The sequence below is a fragment of the Endozoicomonas numazuensis genome (genome assembly GCF_000722635.1).
GTDB classification, from domain to species: domain Bacteria; phylum Pseudomonadota; class Gammaproteobacteria; order Pseudomonadales; family Endozoicomonadaceae; genus Endozoicomonas_A; species Endozoicomonas_A numazuensis.
This window is the reverse complement of record NZ_JOKH01000001.1, coordinates 893,303-910,763: the sequence shown is the minus strand read 5'-3', so window position 1 is coordinate 910,763 and position 17,461 is coordinate 893,303. Positions and strand designations below refer to the sequence as shown.

Below are 17,461 nucleotides of genomic sequence, written 5' to 3'. Positions count from 1 at the left end.
ACTGAGCCTGTCGAAGTGCATGACCAGCATCCTTCGACAGGCCCAGGATGAACGAAGTCCATGCTTTAATCGGGAATTTATTTCTAGAAACAATCTTAGTCACTGCCAGAACCTGACCCTGACCCATAACGTCCTCTTTCTAAAAAAGCTCTCTCTTTTGCACTCATATGAACGGTTGGTATCATTTTTTCTCCACGGCCAGCAGGTCTGAGAGGTGTTGCTTCCTGATCGGAGGATTCCTGTGAGGGCGTATCAGGGTCTTCTACCCTCAGCCTTTTTCTGGGAATGGAGGAACCGGGCATCGACTTCCCGGGAAAATGTTTACCTCCGGTGACAGGAGGAGGCCGTTCTGTACCGCTCTCTTCAGTCTCGGACTGACCATTGTCGCTTTCAGAGAGATCAGTAGACTGACTGTCCGAACCACTATCATAATCTTTCCATTCATTGCCCGGAATACAATCAACCCTGGGTTCATAACGATTCAACCATTCTCGCCAGTTAGTTGGATGACCGTTCGCAGTCAGGGTCAAATTACGTTCGACAATGACAGTATCCAGTAATAATCTCAGTTGTTCCTGTTCTCTCAATGTGAGCCGGCTTTCGTTACCTAAAAATGCGCGTAAATAGTGGGCGAAATACTCTGAATGCAACATATCGCCTTCACCCACATTGAATTCCGTTGCCAAATCGCACTCCTGGTTGTTAGACCACATGGCAGAAAATGTATGAGCGAACTGCCAGATTGAGCGATGAAAGCGACTGTTGTTTAAAATTCTTTCATCCAGTGACTGGATCTCGTATTCCAGCAGCGCCGATTTCAGAGGGCGCCAGTTTTGAACGAAAAGGGTTTGACCGAGGTCTTCAATTTGCTGAGGGGTAGTGGCTGGCTCGCCCAGAAGATCTTTATTGATGCTATTGACCTTCAGTTCAAAAGAATTAAAGAGGGCAAATGGATCACTGTTAATATTGATCTCACAGTCTGTCGTTCGATAAGCCCAAAGCGCCATAAGAAAGTATTTTTGCAAATCCGTTAAAGGTGACGTTACTGAAAAGGCTGTCTTGCAGAGTTGCAGCATCACTTCCACTGTTTCATGGCGATCATGGGGTTGAAAAGACTGAATCATGGCTCTCAGGCTCTGTTCCGTCACCACCTCGCGATTGATCTTCAGTTTTTGCAGGGCCGACAGCAAATGAGTAACGGCGGGCCATAGTTTGATGGACATCAATTCAGCAGGGGGAGGTGAGGGAATGTTTTCAAGCTTTACAAAGCGATCAGGCGCCAACAGCCAGCACTTCCAGCTGTGAGGAATCTGCATATTACCACCCCTGTCTGTTTTCATGGCGCTTCGCCAGTTTTCGGGGAACTTGTAACACCACGCAGGCCATGGCGTTTTCCAGAATTTTTTAATCCTGGCTTTCAGGGAGTCTTGATAGACCGGTGGGGTGGAAGCCGTATCCGTTGGACCTCGTGTTTGTTGAGATGAGAAGGCTGGGCCCGTTTTACCGCGTGTTTGTCGAGATGAGACAGGGCGGGACTTTGATTTCCTGGTGAGCTCCTGCAGTTCAGTTCGGGGTTGTTTGCCGCCACCGGCAAGTCTGACATGGCGATGCCGCATGTAGGACTGAGGCTTTCCATGGCAACTGGACGAGGGAGGGTTGGCAGTGGCACCACTGCTGACAGATGTTGGAACGTTATCTGGACTAAACAACCGCTGTGAATCCATCCTGACCTCTTATGCTACTTTCCCTGAATCATTATCGTTTGACCATGAATCCTGGAGAGAGTTCCGGGCACTTTTCGGCGAGAAAAGGGTCAAAACTACCGGAATTCCAAGGAATGGATTTACGGTTATGAATGGAGCAGCATCAGGACAGACCAGTATTAACTGGAAAGAAGCTTCCCGTCAGGTGATGGCTTCTCAGCGAAAAAGAACGGCTCACGCACGAGATGAGGCTGTGCGTGCGCCTTTTGGTCCGTCGGTCAAGAAGGCTCACGTTTCTGCTCTACATATGTCTGCTGAGTTGTCCCAACCCCCAACGCAAAGAGAGGCTCCTCTCTTCTTTGTTGATTCTACAATGCCTGGGGTGCCTGAAGTTAAAGCGAGACCTTTCACCCGAGTGACTCGTCTGTCGGATTCTTCGGAGTCCGAATCGGGTGAGTCTGGAGCTGAAACTGTGACGGAACCCATGGTGGTTTCTATCGAAAAGGGTTTGTTAAGGGAATTTCAGGCACCGTCTCCCTGTTCTTCAAATTTTGAACTCTTTTCACCGGTTCCCTTTTGGGATGTGGACTCGGTCGAGTTTCGTGAAGTTGAAAAAAACACCGATCTTCATACCTCATCGTTCAACCTTCCTGATGACCAGAAAGCACTTGTTAATGAGATGACAATGGTGCTGGACAAAGCCAGACAGTTTTCCATCGTTGATATCCATCAGACGACAAAATCTTTCAGGGAGCGATGCCAGGCAGCGCGAAATGAGATGATTCAGTGGCAGTTCAAGGAGTTGGTGGAAGGGCACTTCCCGGGGAATACTGACTTTGATCAGCAGATGAAAGTCATGATGAAAGCAGAAGGCGCCCGACGTCTTAAGTTTATTCGTTGCGATGACTGGTGCTTTTTCCTCCTGGCGCACTGGTTGAGGAGTAAGAAGCTGAGCTCCCAGGCTTCTCTTGTGAATCTGCAAATTAAGAAGGGAGAAGACATGCTCACTAATCACTATTTATTGCTGATGGCACCGGGTGATCAGCCTGTTTCCGGGATTGACGACCATGAAACGTCCATTCAACAGGGGAAGATGCCTGACAAGGCTTTCTGTGAGGCTATGGAGAAGCAAGGGGTTGTTATTGTTGATCCTTCTCTCCAGAGAGTCGTGCCTCTCACTGAAAAGTCGCTGTCTGATCATATGTTAATGCTTTGCAGTCAGTATGGTTACTGGATGACAGGAGATGCCACAATCTCTCTGGCAGAGCAGTTTCAGAAAAACGACAGTCTGAGTGAAAAGGATATCAGTCTGGCAAAGCGTCAAACCCGAAGATTATTGCCTTTGGCTGTGTTGCTCTGGCATCACGGTCGCAGTCTGTCAATGAGCGGGTTGATGTGGCATCTCAAGGGGATGGAGAGTAAACCTGCTGATCTTTGTCCCAATACAATCAGTAAATCTGTTCCCTGGAGCATCTGTGCCCTGCATTGTATACCTAAAGTATTTGCTGATTATGAAGCCGTTGAGCCATTGGGTAAATCCTACAAAACTAACGATTTTGATGTTCTGGCCTGTTATCGAAGTAGTTCTGAGGAGTATGTCTCTGCTCTTAAACATCAGGCCGAGAAATATCTGCGCAGGGGACGTTCAGTAGAGCAGTGTCTGGAAGCTATGAGCTCGACGGGCTTTTTCGGTGATTATGAGGGAGAAAGCAGGGATTCCAGAAGGAAGCCTTATCGGATTCCAGCCATTGATGCCATTGATCCCAAATTCTGGAATAGAAAGAATTGGAGAGGCACAGGGAAAACACTGCTGAAGGCGATCGGGGTGGACATCAAAGCCTGCAAGAGAAGTGTCGGTAGCCGGATTGCCCAATCCATAAAGGGGAAGGATCTTATTGATGGCACCGTGTCGCTTATCTGTCAGGATTATCGCCATCTTTGGAATCATCGACCTGAAATCAAACCTGCCATTACGCTGGCCAAATCCAACATGCCAGCGCTGGTCAGGCATCTGATGAAGGAAGAACAGGTAACCTTGTCCGAAACTCAGAGCACTAAAAAGTCATTTGCCTGGAAGCCTTTGGATACGTTGCAGGTCTGTCACGCAGAGTCAGAGCACTTTCGTCGGGCTCTCAATTGTTTCATCACCCAGGGTTTTGAAGAGGGATTGGATGTTAAATCCATGGCTGAGATCCTGCAGTCCACGAAAGGCACAGTAGCTCTTGGTTATCACTCAAGAAAACTGCTTTCGATAGAGTTACCAACATCGGTCAAAGAAGCTGGATTTACTGCCTGGTGCGAGGAAGCTTTGCTTAAGGTTATTGCTGATGAAGGTGTCAATTGTCCTGAAGTAAAAACGCTGCTGACCCGAAGATTACAGAGGATGTTTGACCGAATTGATTGGGAAAAAAGCGCAGAAACCATTCTGGGCAACCTTAAAACCATGCTCTCAAGACAGCCCGAATTCATGAGTTTTGCTGAAGCGTTGATTCCGGACTTCGACTCAGATAGAGCCAGGGGGTGTACTGCCCAGTTTCTAAGGTGTCTGATTTTTTACTCCGACTTTGAACCACCTGGAAAGGTTTCTGAAGCACTAGCGATCAACGCTTTGGATGAACTGGGCTTATATAGAACGGGTAGCGAAAAATGGCGCAGATCTATTCTGAAGCAGATTAAAAGCTATCTTAGGGAAGGTCATACTCTGTCGTACATTTCCCACAAGCTGAATAATGGAGACCTGTTTTTCAAACACGGAGCAACGCCCGCTATTGGTTGCCCCGGACTTCGAAGTGACAGAACCTGGTCTTATTCAAGATTAAGGACGTTTCTGTGGGAGGATGGACTGTCAGTTAGCGCCATGATGACGAAATATCCCAAGTCAGCGGAATGTCTTGATTTTGAAAGGCAGATATACAGGCACAAAGGGGAGTCGATGACGCTGAATGAGGGCCGGGTCATCGACCTGATGCTGACACCAAAGTACGATACTCCCCATGAATCTTCCAGGCGGGTGGCCGAAGTCGCCAGAACCTTTGATATGACTAGAGGTAAAGCCCGTGATTTCTTTCACAGACTGAAACGATTCAAGATGCACAAGGCCGCCAAACGGTCTCACTTTCCCATATCCATTCCTTTGGAGAATGGGCGAGTGGCCCACAAGCGCCTTATCGACTCTGAAATTTCCGTCAGCAAACAACGAAAACTTGATACTGACTCATGATCACTGCTTCATTTTTTCTTTAAAATCATTGTACATGCCTTCGAGCCCGCCTTTTTTACCTACGTCAAAGCCAAACCAGGCTTTATTGGCAAAGCGAGGGAAGTCCGCCTTCACATAGGCGTACTCATGGCTAATGGCCATTTCAAAATCCCGAGACAGGCCGATAATGACGATCAGAGCCAGGAAGATCATTGCCAGCAGCTTGTACATGCTTCATACCCTAATGAATTTGTTTCATCGATATTAGCAGAATGGTTATTTATGCTCGATGCACCAGTCTGAATTTCTTCCTTAAAAATAAATATTAATTACCAATAGTCTTTTACTGACAGATCACAGATCACAGATCTGACTGAACGGAATATGAATAAGAATGATTGTGAGTCGCTGAATCTGAATGATCTATGAATACGACTCTTATCCCACCTTGCTGAAGACTGATCCCTTTCTATATTCACGGCGCTGCAGCACTCAGTAATCGTTTTATGAGCGTTTTGGGTGGGTCAGTCAGAGAGTTTGATCTGGACTTGGATGAGAGGCACAAGGATTCTCCTTTATCCAAAGTTGATGGGAAATACGGAAACAATGATTCCGGGCGTGACGACTGGTTGGAAGACTCTGACAGTTTCAGGGAGCAGCAGGCTGCACTTTCCCGGCAAGCCAGAAAATTTCAGGAGAAGCAGGAGCAGGAGCAGGAGCAGGAGCAGGAGCAGGAGCAGGCGGAGAAGCTAAAAGCTCCGTTTGAATCTCGCGATGAGTCTTCAGAATTCAATCAGGAAAAACTGGAGGCTCATGTCAGTTCCGATCTGAATACGGAGTTTAAACCTGATACTGATCATGTCTTGCAAGGAGAGCTGGATGGCATGGTGTTTCTTCCCGGCAACAAGCCTGATGGAGAGGGTGGATCGGGCGAAACCAGTGGCAGTGCGCTGAGCGCGCCACCTCCTCAGGGTGGTATCAGTGATCCTCCTCCGGACTATAACTCGGTCGTACAGGGGCAGGGTTATATTGCTCCGCAAGCGTTGGAGCGGCAAACCATTGTCATTCGCAACGGAGTGCTGGTTCATGAACCAAGTATGCCGGTAGCTGTTGATCTTCAGCAGGTCATGACCGTTAATCCTGAGTTGGCACAACAAAGGGATTTCTTGCAAAGAATGCCGCCATCCATTGGTCGATTACAGAATCTGGGTGCTAATCAGGGAGCGGTGATTGAAGCTACCCGAAAACTGGAAATCCCGATTGGTATTACCAACAAGTTTTCCAAACTTCAGGAATATCATCTGGATCTGATAATAGACAACAGTGGGTTGATGAATGAGAGCGACACCGGTTTGTCTAAGACTCTGGGAGGGTATACCCAGCTGACACGGATGGAAGAATTGAAGTGCCGGTTGAAATCTATGGTGCCCTTGTTGGCAGCCGTATCGACTCAGGGAATTACTGTGAGATGTTTGAATGTTTATGAGCCCCAATGTATCCCGGGAGACATGCCTGTTGCAGATAAAGAATGCGCTCTGAACTCTTTTCACAGACTTGGGAAGAAAGCTCTTGCCAGTAACAAATAGGCCATAACCAGCTGAGCGAACATCATTCTTCCTAGATTGAAGCATATCTCACTCTCCAGGCAATAAGTATTTACTTAATAAATAACTGAAAATCATTAAAAAACAACAAGTTAAGAGCCCTAAGTAGTGGAGCTTAAGCTGCCTCCGAACTGGATTTGATAAATTTTCAAATACCGGAAGAACATTATCTCGCTGAGCTCTTTTTGGGAAGAGACAGTAATGCCCCCACATCATCAGACGATGGGTTGCAAAGAGAAAACCACAGTCAAAAAACACACCATCAATAGTTTCTGATATTTCTCTGTAGCGCTTTTTATAAAAGTGGATTGCATTCGCTGTTAAAATCAAAAAAAGCAGGATCGTTAAGGAAAATAATATTACTACGAGTATTCCTATCATCTTGATAACCTGTATATTTCATTTCCGGCTGACTCTCCAACGGAACCGAATAACTTTGAACCGCCATACCCCCCAGCAGCACCAGCAACCACACTACACCACAACAAGCTTGTACCGCCTGATGGAAGACCAAACACAAGGTTGCAAACCCCCCAAGCTGCGACAAATCCACCAGCTGCGCCACCACTGATACTCCCCGCAACTTTTGCAGGCTCGACAATGGTTGCTTTACTGCACTCATCAGAATCCGGCTTCAGTGTACAGGCCTTCTGGATATTGGCCGCACCACCTGCCACATCCAACGCCATGGAGAGATAGCCCAACCGGGCAAATGTCCTTGAGGTTTCTGCTAACCGGGCGTAATTGTTGGAAAAACCTTTAAGTGTCCCTGCATTTTCCACTGATGGACGATAGCCTTTGACTTCAAGCCCAGCTGTGACTTGATCCGGCTTGCAGGCACATCCCTGCCAAACAGCTCTCTTTCCATCATGCCGTTAATCGTTGTATCCAGCTGATTGAATAATACACGTCTCTGGTTGAAGAAATTCTCACTTCTTAAGTGGCCTTTTTTCTGATACGTAGAGATGTAAAGTCGCTCAATCTGGTTCAAAGTGTGCTCTACCACTTTGCCTTTCTGGCTAAAGTAGTTATTCACCCACCCATACATGGGCGCAGTAACAGTTGTCATATTACTTAGAATCGCATAGTGGTCGGCCAGAATTTTTCGCTCTTTCGCGGACATTTCCGCCAGTTCTTTATCTACCTCGATGGCTGCCTGCTGCATCATACTTTCCGCTAGCTGGCAGCTGCTGGCATCAGGGGGAGTGATAATCACCATCTGACCAGGCTGTGCCCGACCATTTTTCAAGTGAGAATTAATAGCAGTAAAGTGCGAGCGGGTTTGAGGTGAAGGTGTTTGATAGAGTAAATTGATCAGCTGATCAAGGGTATATTCACGTTCAGCAATAAAGAAAAGCGCCTCTTCCGGGATAACACTACTCATACTTCTATATCCTTATAGGTTGTTATTGCAGAGTTGTTTTAATGTGTCGGGATTATGGTAGGAATTGAAGCCTGAATTCAAGTCATAAGCCCGTAATTATCGAAAGTCTTCAGCCTTGGGGAGGAACACCATTAAATAAAGCCGTTTGGGATAGCTTTGAAGCGGCGAGAAGGAAAGGGCGGCAGACGGTGGCTTACATCTTCACGGATGGCGAGCCTTCTGATTATGGGGAAGGAGCATCCGGTGCCAAAGGATTTATAAAGACTGTACAGTAAATACGTCGTCAGGCGTCTGCGGATTTTTATCCAATCGGAATGATGGCCTGTACCGATAAAAAGAGCTGCATTAAGTGGATGAACTGGTTGGATAATCATCGTGAACTGGGACGTATTCAGGTGATGGATGATTATTTTTCCGAGCGCAAGGAAGTCTACGATCAGCATAGGGGGTATTCCCTAGACTCTAGGCTTGTATATGGCTGCCGGTCTCCTGGGGCCTGTTGACCAGATGCTGGATAATCTGGATGAAAGTGAAATCTTCCGTAAGCACGAAGTAGAGGAGTTTATGGGATTCAGGATCAGTCAGGAAGAATACCAGCGCTATTATCACGGGGCGGTTGAAGCCAGAAGCAATAGAAAAACCTGGGGCAGGGGGGAGCATCCGGTGGATGAGTTGAACAGGGAGCCTCTGGATTTGATGGGATACCGTTTATTCCGGGTAGTAGACGGCTTTACGGTATCGGATACAGAGTCTGAGGGTGAAGACTTTACGATGGATGTGGATGATCCACCCATGCCTAACGTCGAACAATGTCCTTGTGTGATTCTATAAAATTGCGTCTCTCTCACAGTGATGGGAGAGACGCATTTTGTCAGCCCTGTGAGTGATAGAACTCCAGGGCTGCTACTGCTCCGTTTTTATCAGAGCCTAATACGGCCTGCAGGGCACCTAGACAGCTCAGAACATTCGTTTGATTGGCACTGCAGCCCATCAAGCCGATCCGCCAAACTTTTCCAGCCAGATTACCCAGGCCTGCCCCAATTTCCAGGTTGTACTTTGACAAGAGTTCGCTTCTTACCTGGGCATCGTCGACGCCATCAGGAATCTTGACGGCGTTTAGTTGGCTTAATCGTTCGCCTTCAGGAACCACCAGTTCTAACCCCATGGCTTCAAGGCCTTTGGCCAGTGCATTGTGATGAAGCTTATGGCGTGCCCAGGCATTCTCAATGCCTTCTTCCTGTAAAATCACCAGGGCTTCATGGAAAGCGTACATGGCATTCACAGGCGCGGTATGATGGTAAGCCCGCTTGGTTCCCTTACCCCAGTACCCCATGATCAGGTTCATATCCAGGAACCAGCTTTGAACCTTGTGCTTGCGGCTGGAGATTTTCTCCACGGCTTTTTCACTGAAGCTCACCGGAGAAATACCCGGTACGCAGGAGAGACATTTCTGAGTGCCGGAATAAATAGCATCAATACCCCAGCCGTCCACTTCCAGCTCCGATCCACCCAGAGAGGTAACAGCATCAACAATGGTCAGACAGTTGTGTTCTCTGGCCAGACGACAGAGTGCTTCTGCATCTGAACGGGCACCGGTGGAGGTTTCTGCATGAACAAAGGCCAGGATTTTGCTGTCCGGATGGGCCTGTAGTGTCTTCTCAACTTCAGCGACATCAACGGCACGACCCCATTCACCCTGAACAATGACAGGTTCACCACCGGCACGCTCGACGTTCTCCTTCATGCGGCCACCAAAGACACCATTGGTGCATACAATGACTTTGTCGCCTGGCTCAACCAGATTGACAAAACAGGCTTCCATACCCGCAGAACCCGGTGCAGAGATGGGCAGTGTCAGGGCATTGCTGGTTCTGAAGGCATATTGAAGCAGTTCCTTGACCTCATCCATCATGCGGACAAACTCAGGGTCAAGGTGACCGATGGTAGGGCGGGAGAGGGCTTCAGTAATTCGAGGGTATACATCTGAAGGGCCGGGCCCCATCAGGGTTCTTTTGGGAGGGTGGAATGATTGAATGGTCATATCTTGTTCTACTGTTGTTAACCGTTTAGTCAGGTTTTCTGCAAGAATGCTCCTATGTATTACACATTTTATCGGAAAGTATCAATGTTCAATTTCAATTGAGCACTGTATACACTCTCGACAAACCGTTGCCAGGAACATGGAGTGACCATGAAGCCAGAAAGCTATGACGTCATTTTTGAACGAGCCTGTGAACGCAAGGGGGGAGAAAGCGCTGTCGAATCCTTGCTGGAAAAACCCCTTGCCAATCAACAATTGAAAAGCATTCCAGATGATCGGTATCTTGCAGAGTTGACCCGAAAGGTTTTTCAGAGTGGCTTTGTCTGGAGAATAGTGGATCAGAAATGGCCTGATTTCGAAGAGGTATTCTGGGGCTTTGATATTGAGAAATTGTTGATGATGCCCGACGACATGCTGGAGCGAAAAGCGACCGACCCCAAGATCATTCGCCATCTTAAGAAAGTTTGGAGCATTCGAGAAAACGCCCTGATGATCCATGATGTGCAGCAACGCGGAAGCAGCTTTGCCGAGTTTGTCGGGACCTGGCCAGAGGACGATATCATAGGGCTCTGGGCTTATCTGAAAAAGCACGGAAGTCGCCTTGGGGGGAATACAGGGCCTTATGCTTTACGAACTCTTGGCAAGGATACGTTCCTGATGACTCGCGATGTTGAAGGTTACTTCAGAGCGATGAAAATCATTGAAGGCAGTGCGGGTAGTCAGAAAAGCCAGAAAGCCATCCAGTTATTTTTCAATCAACTCAGGGAGAGTAGTGGTCGTTCCCTGACCGAGCTCAGTAGGTTATTGGCTTTTGGCGTGGGTGATAATCATGTCCAGGTTTTGATTGATCTGAGGCAGTAAAACTGGACAACCTTGCAGTCTTTGCATTGAATCCTGCGAAACGGGTGCCCTTTCGGTTCAGTTAAAGAAGAAAGCCAGAGTTGATACTGAATTATGTACTGGTTGTGGAGAGTGTGCTTTAGATTGTCACAGTCGTGCGATTTTACTCAGATTTTACTCAGATTGTACTCAGATTGTACTCATTAAGAAAAATAAATGATCGGTTACTGAGTCTCTCTTACCTTGAGTTGTGAAATGAGCGGTTGGTAGAAGTCAGGCCTGTGTTTTAGGATGAGCCCGTTTGGCTGACAATAAAGAAGTAAGTCTATGCTCCTGGAAACACTGTTGTTTACTGCTGAGATTACCCTCCCGGTTTGTGTCATGTTATTGGCGGGTATTCTGTTTAAGAAAAAGGGTGTGATTGATGATCATTTTATCAGCGTTTCCTCTCGTCTTGTTTTCAACTTTGCCCTGCCTGCCGTTATTTTCCTGAGTCTTTCCAATCTGGATCGTTCTGCCGGGCTTGACCCTATGCTGGTTGGGCTGGCCTTTGTGGGATCTCTGGCAGGCTTTTTCCTGGCGTGGCTGGTATCTCTCAAGGTAACAGAGAAAAGGGAAGACCGTGGCGTGTTTATTCAGGGAGCAGCCAGGGGGAATCTGGCGATTATTGGTCTGGCGCTGGTGGCCAATATGTATGGAGATCCAGGCGTAGCACTTATGTCTTTGATGATGGCATTTATCATCCCCCTGTTTAATGTCTGTTCAGTGGTCGTTCTCGGGGTTTATTCACAGCAATCCGGTGCCTCTCTCAGCATTCGTGGAATGATCACCGACTTGATCACCAATCCTTTGATTATCGCAGTGGTTCTGGGTGTGCTGGTGAGTCTGAGTGGTATTGGAATCCCTTCCGTTGTGGACAAGGTAGGTCGTTACTTTGCCCAGATTTCACTGCCTCTGGCGCTCCTTGGCATTGGCGGTACATTGAGTGTTCAGGCCTTGAAAGAAACCAGTCTGGCTTCCCTGTGGGCTTCTCTGCTTAAGGTGGTATGGCTGCCATTGATTATGGTCCCTCTGGCCTGGGTGATGGGTTATAACGGCATGGAGTTGAGTGTGGTATTCCTGCTGTTTTCCTGTCCGACAGCGGTCGCCAGTTTTGTCATGGCGAAAGCCTTTAATGGAAATGCACCGCTGGCTGCCAATATTATTGTTCTAACGACCCTGGGTTCTCTGCCCGTTGTGAGTGCAGGTATTTTCTTTATGAGATCGGTCGGGGTGGTCTGATTATTCCCTCTCCTAGGAGTCTATTCTCGGTCAGCCTCCTGGCCTGTATCCCATCCCGATAATTGGCCAGTTGGTTGGCCCAGGTATTGGTCGTAGTATTCATCTCGTCTGTCTTAGGCTTTAGACATTCTGTCACGATCTGTCTTCAGTGTTTTGGCAAGGCTCTTTTTTACTTGTTGGATCAAGGAGCTGCTCAGAGTATTAACGGCTATTGTCGTGAGTGTCGATTGATTATCGAGCCTGTTGAAGAAGTCGAGCCTGAACGATCCATCGCAATATTTCCTGACTGGTTCCTACCTTCAGAATATAAAAAGGTTAACGTCAATGGCTTGGTTGGACTTTCAGGACAATGATGTAACTGGCTGAGTTTCAGCTATTCTCTGACTGTCCCTTTTATTGCGTAACTATTGCGTGAGGTTATAAGGTGAGTAGTCATACCCATTCATACCCAAGAAACTTCAGTCATATTGGTATCTCTGTGCCTGATCTTGAAAAGGCAGTAGAGTTCTATACCGAAGTAATGGGGTGGTATTTGATCATGCCGCCTACTGATATTACTGAAGATGACAGTGCGATTGGTCTTATGTGCACCGATGTTTTTGGTGAAGGCTGGTCATCGTTTCGAATAGCGCACTTATCAACAGGGGATCGGATAGGTGTTGAATTGTTTCAGTTTCCGCAGCAACAACAGCCGGAGAATAACTTTGAGTATTGGAAAACCGGCGTTTTTCATTTCTGTGTCCAGGATCCAGATCTGGAAGGTTTGGCAGAGCGTATAGTTCGACATGGTGGCAAACAGCGGATGCCCGTTCGATATTACTATCCGGGTGAAAAGCCCTACCGGATGGTTTATATGGAAGACCCTTTTGGCAACATTCTGGAAATTTATTCCCACAGCTATGAGCTGACTTACTCTTCAGGCGCCTATTCTGGCTGATCCGGAAAATCTTTCTGACGTTCAAAATCAATGTGGAGTTTATTGCAGTCCGGATCATTGCATTGATCGTGAAGGCGTTGATTTATGCAGATATCAGTGTAGCCAGGCGTGGGAGAGGCTATTTGGGTTGATTTTGTTCTGACTGCTTATCTTGATAGAACATAATATGTTGATCATTTGAGTAAATGACCTTGCAAGCATTACAGTGCCGTCTATAAATAAGCGGGTCAGTATACCCATTGGATTTCAAGATGCTACCAGGCGACAAGTGAACGAAGCCCTGTGAGCCTGCAAGTAGTAGGTGATCAGGGTGAGCGAACGCTGGCAACAACGTAGCATCTTGAAAGGCGATGGGTATATAAATACTTACAGAAGGTTCGGTCATGGCCAGACCACAGCAGTACAATAAAGAGAAGGTGACCGCTCAGGCAATGCACCTTTTCTGGAAGCAAGGCTATCAGGCCACACCTGTTAGCGACCTGGTGAAGGTGACAGGGGTTCGTCCCGGAAGTCTATACAGTGCCTATGGCAATAAAGAAGGGCTATTACTCGCAGCATTGGAACACTATACCAATGAGTTGGAGTCGGATGTGCGCCGGCGAGTGAATAGCAGTATCACTGCAAAAGAAGGGATTGAATCCCTTTTGCAACATATGATCTTTGAGGCAACCGGTGATTGCTCTTCAGATGGTTGCTTGCTGATTAATACCCTTCTGGAAATGTCAGGGCAGAATGACAATGTTTGTCATCTGGTCAGCCAGTTGTTGGTCAGATTGGAGCAGTGCTTTACTGAGGTTCTTGAGAGAGCCAAATCTGAAGGAGATCTTTCCCAAAGTGCTGATTGCGAACAATTAGCCGTATTCTTGATGGGAATTATCTGGTCCCTGAAAGTAATGAGTCGACTGTCGCCGGAGCCATGGCGCATGCAGGCACTGTTGACTCCGGCAATGAAGGGACTGTTTGAAAACTAAGCGGTTTTTTTCAACTGGATCAGACGGTAACTGACCAGGTCTTCAATGGTCAGAACAGGCAGTTCATGAGCGCTGGCAAATTCCACGAGGGCTGGCAGGCGCATCATTTCACCGTCTTCATGGGTGAGTTCGCAAAGAACACCTGCGGGCTTGTAGCCAGCCAGAACGGCAAGGTCGACGGTGCCTTCCGTGTGTCCTCTTCTGTCCAGTACCCCATTGGGTCGTGCTCTTAGCGGGAATACATGACCTGGCCGGGCAAGGTCATCAGGTCGACAGCCATCTTTTATAGCCGTTTTAATGGTGGTGACTCTGTCTGCTGCAGATACACCGGTGGTGACACCTTCTTTGGCTTCAATAGTGACAGTGAAGGCTGTGCCATAACTGCTGGAGTTGTCCTCGACCATAGGGGGTAGGTCCAGGGATTTCAGTTTTTCATCGGTTAAGCACAGGCAGACGATACCACTGCATTCGCGGATCAGCTGAGCCATCTGTTTGTTGGTGATGGTTTCAGCGGCAAAAATCAGGTCGCCTTCGTTTTCCCGATTTTCATCATCCACAAGAATGACACCTTCGCCTCTGCGAAGCGCCTCAATGGCTCTTTCTACACGCTGGAGTGGGTTGCCAAAAGGCTCTAATAAAGACTGATTCATGGAAAAAGCTCTTATATCGGGTTTACCAGAATCAGGGCACAGGAACGAACACAGACAGGAACAACGTTCCTGTTTCAGGCAGATAAAGTTATCCAGAGCAAATCACAGAAAGTTCGCTCTTCATTCTCTCCTATCCGGACTATAACCGTCGGCTCTGGATTCGCACCAGATCTGCTGACCCTGTTGTACTGAACAACAGGCGCTCGCGGGCTTTTGTCTGACATCTGGACAATTACCGCCGGTGGGGAGTTTCACCCCGCCCTGAGAATAAGTCAGATCTTGTCTGATACGGCCATGCTAAGCGGGGATAAGTCAGTAAGCAAGTTTCTGTTGGAAATAATGCATCAGGGAGAAGCAGGCCTCTGGAATTAGCTGAGTTATCGACGATATTTTATACAGGGATGCTGTTCAAAGGGGGCATTCCATCCATAGGAGGTGAGGTTATAGACAGAATCAATCCAGATCATAAGCCGATGGCTATTGTTCCTCCCTTTCAGGAAGGCCCTTCCAGGGTAGAGAGTGAGAACCCCAGGCCGCAGGTCACTTCAGAGTCTCAATCCGAGGTTCAGGGGGTGAAGCTTCCTGACAGGAGCATTGAGAAAGCGGATAAAGAAAAAGTCGATACATTAAACGAGGCTGCAGGCGAGCTTTGGGGAGCGCTTCGTTCTGTCCCCTTGCCACGGAAAGCAGAAAGTCGAGCCTCAGTTAATATTCTGAATATCCATGATATCGGTGAACCGGGAGACATTATTGCCCGAGTTTGTCCCAGGCCGGATCTGGGCGAATTTTTTCCCTTCTGGAACTTTATTCTCAGAGAACAGGTTCCGGTGATTGTAAACATCAACGAGGCTGGTGCCAGTGGCGATTATTTTCCTGACAGAGCCCGAGTGATCGCCAGTGGACCGATCACTGTTACCCAGAAAACTTCAGAGTCAGGCCGTTCAGAGAATACTCACAGAACATTTGAGCGAATCAAACTCAGGGTTAAGGAAGCAGGGCAATCCTCTGCTCGAGTTAAACTCTACAAGGTCACTGACTGGCCAGACTCAGCCGGTTATTCAAGCGCGAAACGTTTAATCAAGTTTGGCAGAAAACTGATTGCTCTGAGGCGACCTCCCTTGATTCATTGCCGGGCAGGTCTGGGTCGATCAGGAGCACTGGTTATGGTTATGAACCTGATTCTGCTGGAAGCGTCGGAAATACTGGTGAAAGAAACGGCTGTTGCGAAACTGGCTGAGCTGATTGTTCAGGCTCGGGGAGATCGTATTGACGCCCGATTTGTGACAACGCCTGATCAATTTTATTTCTTGCTCAGGGTGTTGAAAGAGTTGACGGGCTTAAGTTCCCAAGAAGTCATTGCACAGGTGAACAGCTTCTGTGGTCTGACAGACTCTGAGCCAGATTCCAGTTCGGAAGAGGCTTAAAGCAACTGAAATTTATTGAAGCTTCCGGGCTAGATCTCACCAATCATGTTTTTAAGGTGAAAGCGCCCGATATCCAGTTCAGGTGTCCAGAAATCAACGTCATGAAGGTACTCCATTTTTGCACTGAGTTTCTCCAGATCTTTCTTACTGGCTCTGGACCGAAACAAAGGATCATTCACCTGTCGTACAATGCAGTCAGCATAAGCCTGATATGTGGCAGATTTGTCTTCTTCGGATAGTTTCAGTGCCTGCTCCAAATCGCGATAAGCCCCAATAAAATCACCATCAAGCAGCTTTTCATTGGCCTGTTCACGGAAAAAAGCGGTAGTCACTGGTATGGCAAACACGGCCAGATCTTTTGACCATATATGCTTCAGTCTAAGAGCCTCAATCTGTCGCATAATATTGGTGAGCGGGACTTGATTATCGAGCTCATGGTTCAAAAGCCCCAGCCATGAGCTTATTTCAAGTTCATCAACGGCTTCGGCAAATTCATGGGGGGCATCTTTGAATGATTTGAATTTCTCTACGGCTTTAATGGCGGGGGCAAAACTGCCACTGGCATGATGAATCACTACCGCCACAAAAACCGCTTTGCCGGCAATCTTCAGTTTCTTTTTTTCTTTAGGCTCTTCACTCCAGCGAATGAGAGAGTCCTGAATGGCTGGATTATTCGCACGAATATAATCCAGCTCCTGATTAATTTGTTCGGGTGTATATTCATTGACCAGCATGAAGCAGAAAAGTGACTCCAGTAGCTCCGTTTGGTTTTGAGCTACAGCATCTTTTATCTTCTGGCTGAGCTCGGCGCGTGTCATTTTTTCGGATAAGCCCGGATATGGGCTAGTGCTTTCATCTAACATAACGTTACCAACGGATTCAGCTTCTGTATTCATGATTTCTTCCAGCCTGTCACACCTTTAAACGGCCCCTTGGTTGTTCAGGGGATGTGGCTTATATCGGCCATGTTTCCGGTATCTGAGAGCAGCCTGTCAGCTTCTTGTTACTGATCCTGTTATTTACAGGCACCAAAAAAATAAGGGGTTTGGGAGGAATCAGCTCTCTGGCTCTATTCAGGGCGTGTTGGGCTTCTGATTCATTACCATTGAGCCGGTACAGAAAGGCAGAGAAGAACAGTAATTTACCGTTATCAATAGCTAGGAGGCTGACCGAGAATAGCGTCCGAGCATAAAATTCAGTGGAAGAGATGGCCGTTCTTTCTGGATTTTAGGCCGGGCTGTCTATTCTCGGTCAGCCTCCTAGGAGCCTGACCGAGAATAGTGGTCAAGAATAAAATTCAGTAGAACGAGGCCATTTTTTCGATAAATTTGTGCGAATAGTGGGCCTATTCAATCAAATTTATCGGAAAAATGGGCCGTTCTTTCTGGATTTTAGGCCGACCTGCCTATTCTCGGTCAGGCTCCTAG

18 protein-coding genes and 1 riboswitch are annotated in these 17,461 nt (G+C 47.5%); of the genes, 10 read left to right on the top strand and 8 right to left on the bottom strand.

Annotation, left to right across the window (positions count from 1 at the left end; translation table 11 throughout):
• Nucleotides 1-95: 95 nt before the first annotated feature.
• Entirely contained in the window at nucleotides 96-1,724 is a 1,629-nt protein-coding gene (locus GZ78_RS04145; RefSeq protein WP_034832985.1) for a hypothetical protein, read from the bottom strand.
• A gap of 127 nt (nucleotides 1,725-1,851) precedes the next feature.
• Here GZ78_RS04145 and GZ78_RS04140 point away from each other — a divergent pair, with 127 nt between their 5' ends.
• Nucleotides 1,852-4,923 (top strand): hypothetical protein, encoded by a 3,072-nt coding sequence (locus tag GZ78_RS04140; RefSeq protein ID WP_034832983.1) that lies wholly within the window; start codon nucleotides 1,852-1,854, stop codon nucleotides 4,921-4,923.
• On the opposite strand, the gene GZ78_RS04135 is transcribed toward GZ78_RS04140, so the two are convergent.
• On the bottom strand, nucleotides 4,924-5,133 hold the full coding sequence (locus GZ78_RS04135) for a hypothetical protein (RefSeq protein ID WP_034832982.1): 210 nt from the start codon (nucleotides 5,131-5,133) through the stop codon (nucleotides 4,924-4,926).
• A 275-nt stretch (nucleotides 5,134-5,408) separates the two neighbouring features.
• On the opposite strand from GZ78_RS04135, the gene GZ78_RS04130 reads away from it, so the two are divergent.
• Nucleotides 5,409-6,488, top strand: coding sequence for a hypothetical protein (locus GZ78_RS04130; RefSeq protein ID WP_034832976.1), 1,080 nt, complete (start codon nucleotides 5,409-5,411; stop codon nucleotides 6,486-6,488).
• A gap of 313 nt (nucleotides 6,489-6,801) precedes the next feature.
• On the opposite strand, the gene GZ78_RS04120 is transcribed toward GZ78_RS04130, so the two are convergent.
• From GZ78_RS04120 to GZ78_RS28730, 3 genes are all read right to left on the bottom strand, one after another.
• Nucleotides 6,802-7,128 (bottom strand): hypothetical protein, encoded by a 327-nt coding sequence (locus tag GZ78_RS04120; protein WP_152558541.1) that lies wholly within the window; start codon nucleotides 7,126-7,128, stop codon nucleotides 6,802-6,804.
• Between the two features lie 108 nt (nucleotides 7,129-7,236).
• A complete protein-coding gene (locus GZ78_RS04115) occupies nucleotides 7,237-7,890 on the bottom strand; it encodes a hypothetical protein (protein ID WP_034832971.1) in 654 nt (217 codons plus the stop codon).
• Nucleotides 7,891-8,021: 131 nt separating this feature from the next.
• Nucleotides 8,022-8,333, bottom strand: coding sequence for a hypothetical protein (locus GZ78_RS28730; protein WP_152558540.1), 312 nt, complete (start codon nucleotides 8,331-8,333; stop codon nucleotides 8,022-8,024).
• A gap of 31 nt (nucleotides 8,334-8,364) precedes the next feature.
• On the opposite strand from GZ78_RS28730, the gene GZ78_RS04110 reads away from it, so the two are divergent.
• On the top strand, nucleotides 8,365-8,721 hold the full coding sequence (locus tag GZ78_RS04110) for a hypothetical protein (protein WP_034832969.1): 357 nt from the start codon (nucleotides 8,365-8,367) through the stop codon (nucleotides 8,719-8,721).
• Between the two features lie 40 nt (nucleotides 8,722-8,761).
• Here the strand turns inward: GZ78_RS04110 and GZ78_RS04105 are convergent, their stop codons facing one another.
• Nucleotides 8,762-9,931, bottom strand: coding sequence for a pyridoxal-phosphate-dependent aminotransferase family protein (locus tag GZ78_RS04105; protein WP_034832968.1), 1,170 nt, complete (start codon nucleotides 9,929-9,931; stop codon nucleotides 8,762-8,764).
• Nucleotides 9,932-10,081: 150 nt separating this feature from the next.
• Here GZ78_RS04105 and GZ78_RS04100 point away from each other — a divergent pair, with 150 nt between their 5' ends.
• From GZ78_RS04100 to GZ78_RS04075, 6 genes are all read left to right on the top strand, one after another.
• Complete coding sequence (locus GZ78_RS04100) at nucleotides 10,082-10,792, top strand: DNA-3-methyladenine glycosylase I (protein ID WP_034832966.1); 711 nt, start codon at nucleotides 10,082-10,084, stop codon at nucleotides 10,790-10,792.
• 25 nt (nucleotides 10,793-10,817) lie between these two features.
• Nucleotides 10,818-10,991, top strand: a complete 174-nt coding sequence (locus GZ78_RS30900) for a 4Fe-4S binding protein (RefSeq protein ID WP_152558600.1) — start codon at nucleotides 10,818-10,820, stop codon at nucleotides 10,989-10,991.
• 107 nt (nucleotides 10,992-11,098) lie between these two features.
• Nucleotides 11,099-12,052 (top strand): AEC family transporter, encoded by a 954-nt coding sequence (locus GZ78_RS04095; RefSeq protein WP_034832965.1) that lies wholly within the window; start codon nucleotides 11,099-11,101, stop codon nucleotides 12,050-12,052.
• A gap of 173 nt (nucleotides 12,053-12,225) precedes the next feature.
• A complete protein-coding gene (locus GZ78_RS28720) occupies nucleotides 12,226-12,405 on the top strand; it encodes a hypothetical protein (RefSeq protein WP_152558539.1) in 180 nt (59 codons plus the stop codon).
• Nucleotides 12,406-12,476: 71 nt separating this feature from the next.
• On the top strand, nucleotides 12,477-12,989 hold the full coding sequence (locus GZ78_RS04085; RefSeq protein ID WP_034832961.1) for a lactoylglutathione lyase family protein: 513 nt from the start codon (nucleotides 12,477-12,479) through the stop codon (nucleotides 12,987-12,989).
• A gap of 383 nt (nucleotides 12,990-13,372) precedes the next feature.
• On the top strand, nucleotides 13,373-13,960 hold the full coding sequence (locus GZ78_RS04075) for a TetR/AcrR family transcriptional regulator (RefSeq protein WP_034832958.1): 588 nt from the start codon (nucleotides 13,373-13,375) through the stop codon (nucleotides 13,958-13,960).
• Here the strand turns inward: GZ78_RS04075 and ribB are convergent.
• Nucleotides 13,957-14,610 (bottom strand): 3,4-dihydroxy-2-butanone-4-phosphate synthase, encoded by a 654-nt coding sequence (ribB, locus tag GZ78_RS04070; protein ID WP_034832956.1) that lies wholly within the window; start codon nucleotides 14,608-14,610, stop codon nucleotides 13,957-13,959. The two genes, GZ78_RS04075 and ribB, sit on opposite strands and share 4 nt — an antisense overlap.
• Nucleotides 14,611-14,728: 118 nt before the next feature.
• Nucleotides 14,729-14,883, bottom strand: a riboswitch (FMN riboswitch).
• A 128-nt stretch (nucleotides 14,884-15,011) separates the two neighbouring features.
• Here ribB and GZ78_RS04065 point away from each other — a divergent pair.
• A complete protein-coding gene (locus GZ78_RS04065; protein ID WP_034832955.1) occupies nucleotides 15,012-16,034 on the top strand; it encodes a protein-tyrosine phosphatase family protein in 1,023 nt (340 codons plus the stop codon).
• Between the two features lie 29 nt (nucleotides 16,035-16,063).
• Here GZ78_RS04065 and GZ78_RS04060 read toward each other — a convergent pair whose 3' ends face one another.
• Entirely contained in the window at nucleotides 16,064-16,930 is an 867-nt protein-coding gene (locus GZ78_RS04060) for a hypothetical protein (RefSeq protein ID WP_034832954.1), read from the bottom strand.
• Nucleotides 16,931-17,461: the final 531 nt, after the last annotated feature.

What these genes read in the sequence shown, in the direction of transcription:
- GZ78_RS04135 (WP_034832982.1), bottom strand. Translation starts at nt 5,133, where the DNA reads ATGTACAAGCTGCTGGCAATGATCTTCCTGGCTCTGATCGTCATTATC.
- GZ78_RS28730 (WP_152558540.1), bottom strand. Translation starts at nt 8,333, where the DNA reads ATGCTGATCGTAGACTTCCTTGCGCTCGGAAAAATAATCATCCATCAC.
- GZ78_RS04140 (WP_034832983.1), top strand. Translation starts at nt 1,852, where the DNA reads ATGAATGGAGCAGCATCAGGACAGACCAGTATTAACTGGAAAGAAGCT.
- GZ78_RS04075 (WP_034832958.1), top strand. Translation starts at nt 13,373, where the DNA reads ATGGCCAGACCACAGCAGTACAATAAAGAGAAGGTGACCGCTCAGGCA.
- GZ78_RS04145 (WP_034832985.1), bottom strand. Translation starts at nt 1,724, where the DNA reads ATGGATTCACAGCGGTTGTTTAGTCCAGATAACGTTCCAACATCTGTC.
- GZ78_RS04065 (WP_034832955.1), top strand. Translation starts at nt 15,012, where the DNA reads ATGCTGTTCAAAGGGGGCATTCCATCCATAGGAGGTGAGGTTATAGAC.
- GZ78_RS04105 (WP_034832968.1), bottom strand. Translation starts at nt 9,931, where the DNA reads ATGACCATTCAATCATTCCACCCTCCCAAAAGAACCCTGATGGGGCCC.
- GZ78_RS04110 (WP_034832969.1), top strand. Translation starts at nt 8,365, where the DNA reads ATGGCTGCCGGTCTCCTGGGGCCTGTTGACCAGATGCTGGATAATCTG.
- GZ78_RS04115 (WP_034832971.1), bottom strand. Translation starts at nt 7,890, where the DNA reads ATGAGTAGTGTTATCCCGGAAGAGGCGCTTTTCTTTATTGCTGAACGT.
- GZ78_RS04060 (WP_034832954.1), bottom strand. Translation starts at nt 16,930, where the DNA reads ATGAATACAGAAGCTGAATCCGTTGGTAACGTTATGTTAGATGAAAGC.
- GZ78_RS04130 (WP_034832976.1), top strand. Translation starts at nt 5,409, where the DNA reads ATGAGCGTTTTGGGTGGGTCAGTCAGAGAGTTTGATCTGGACTTGGAT.
- GZ78_RS04095 (WP_034832965.1), top strand. Translation starts at nt 11,099, where the DNA reads ATGCTCCTGGAAACACTGTTGTTTACTGCTGAGATTACCCTCCCGGTT.
- GZ78_RS04100 (WP_034832966.1), top strand. Translation starts at nt 10,082, where the DNA reads ATGAAGCCAGAAAGCTATGACGTCATTTTTGAACGAGCCTGTGAACGC.
- GZ78_RS04120 (WP_152558541.1), bottom strand. Translation starts at nt 7,128, where the DNA reads ATGAGTGCAGTAAAGCAACCATTGTCGAGCCTGCAAAAGTTGCGGGGA.
- ribB (WP_034832956.1), bottom strand. Translation starts at nt 14,610, where the DNA reads ATGAATCAGTCTTTATTAGAGCCTTTTGGCAACCCACTCCAGCGTGTA.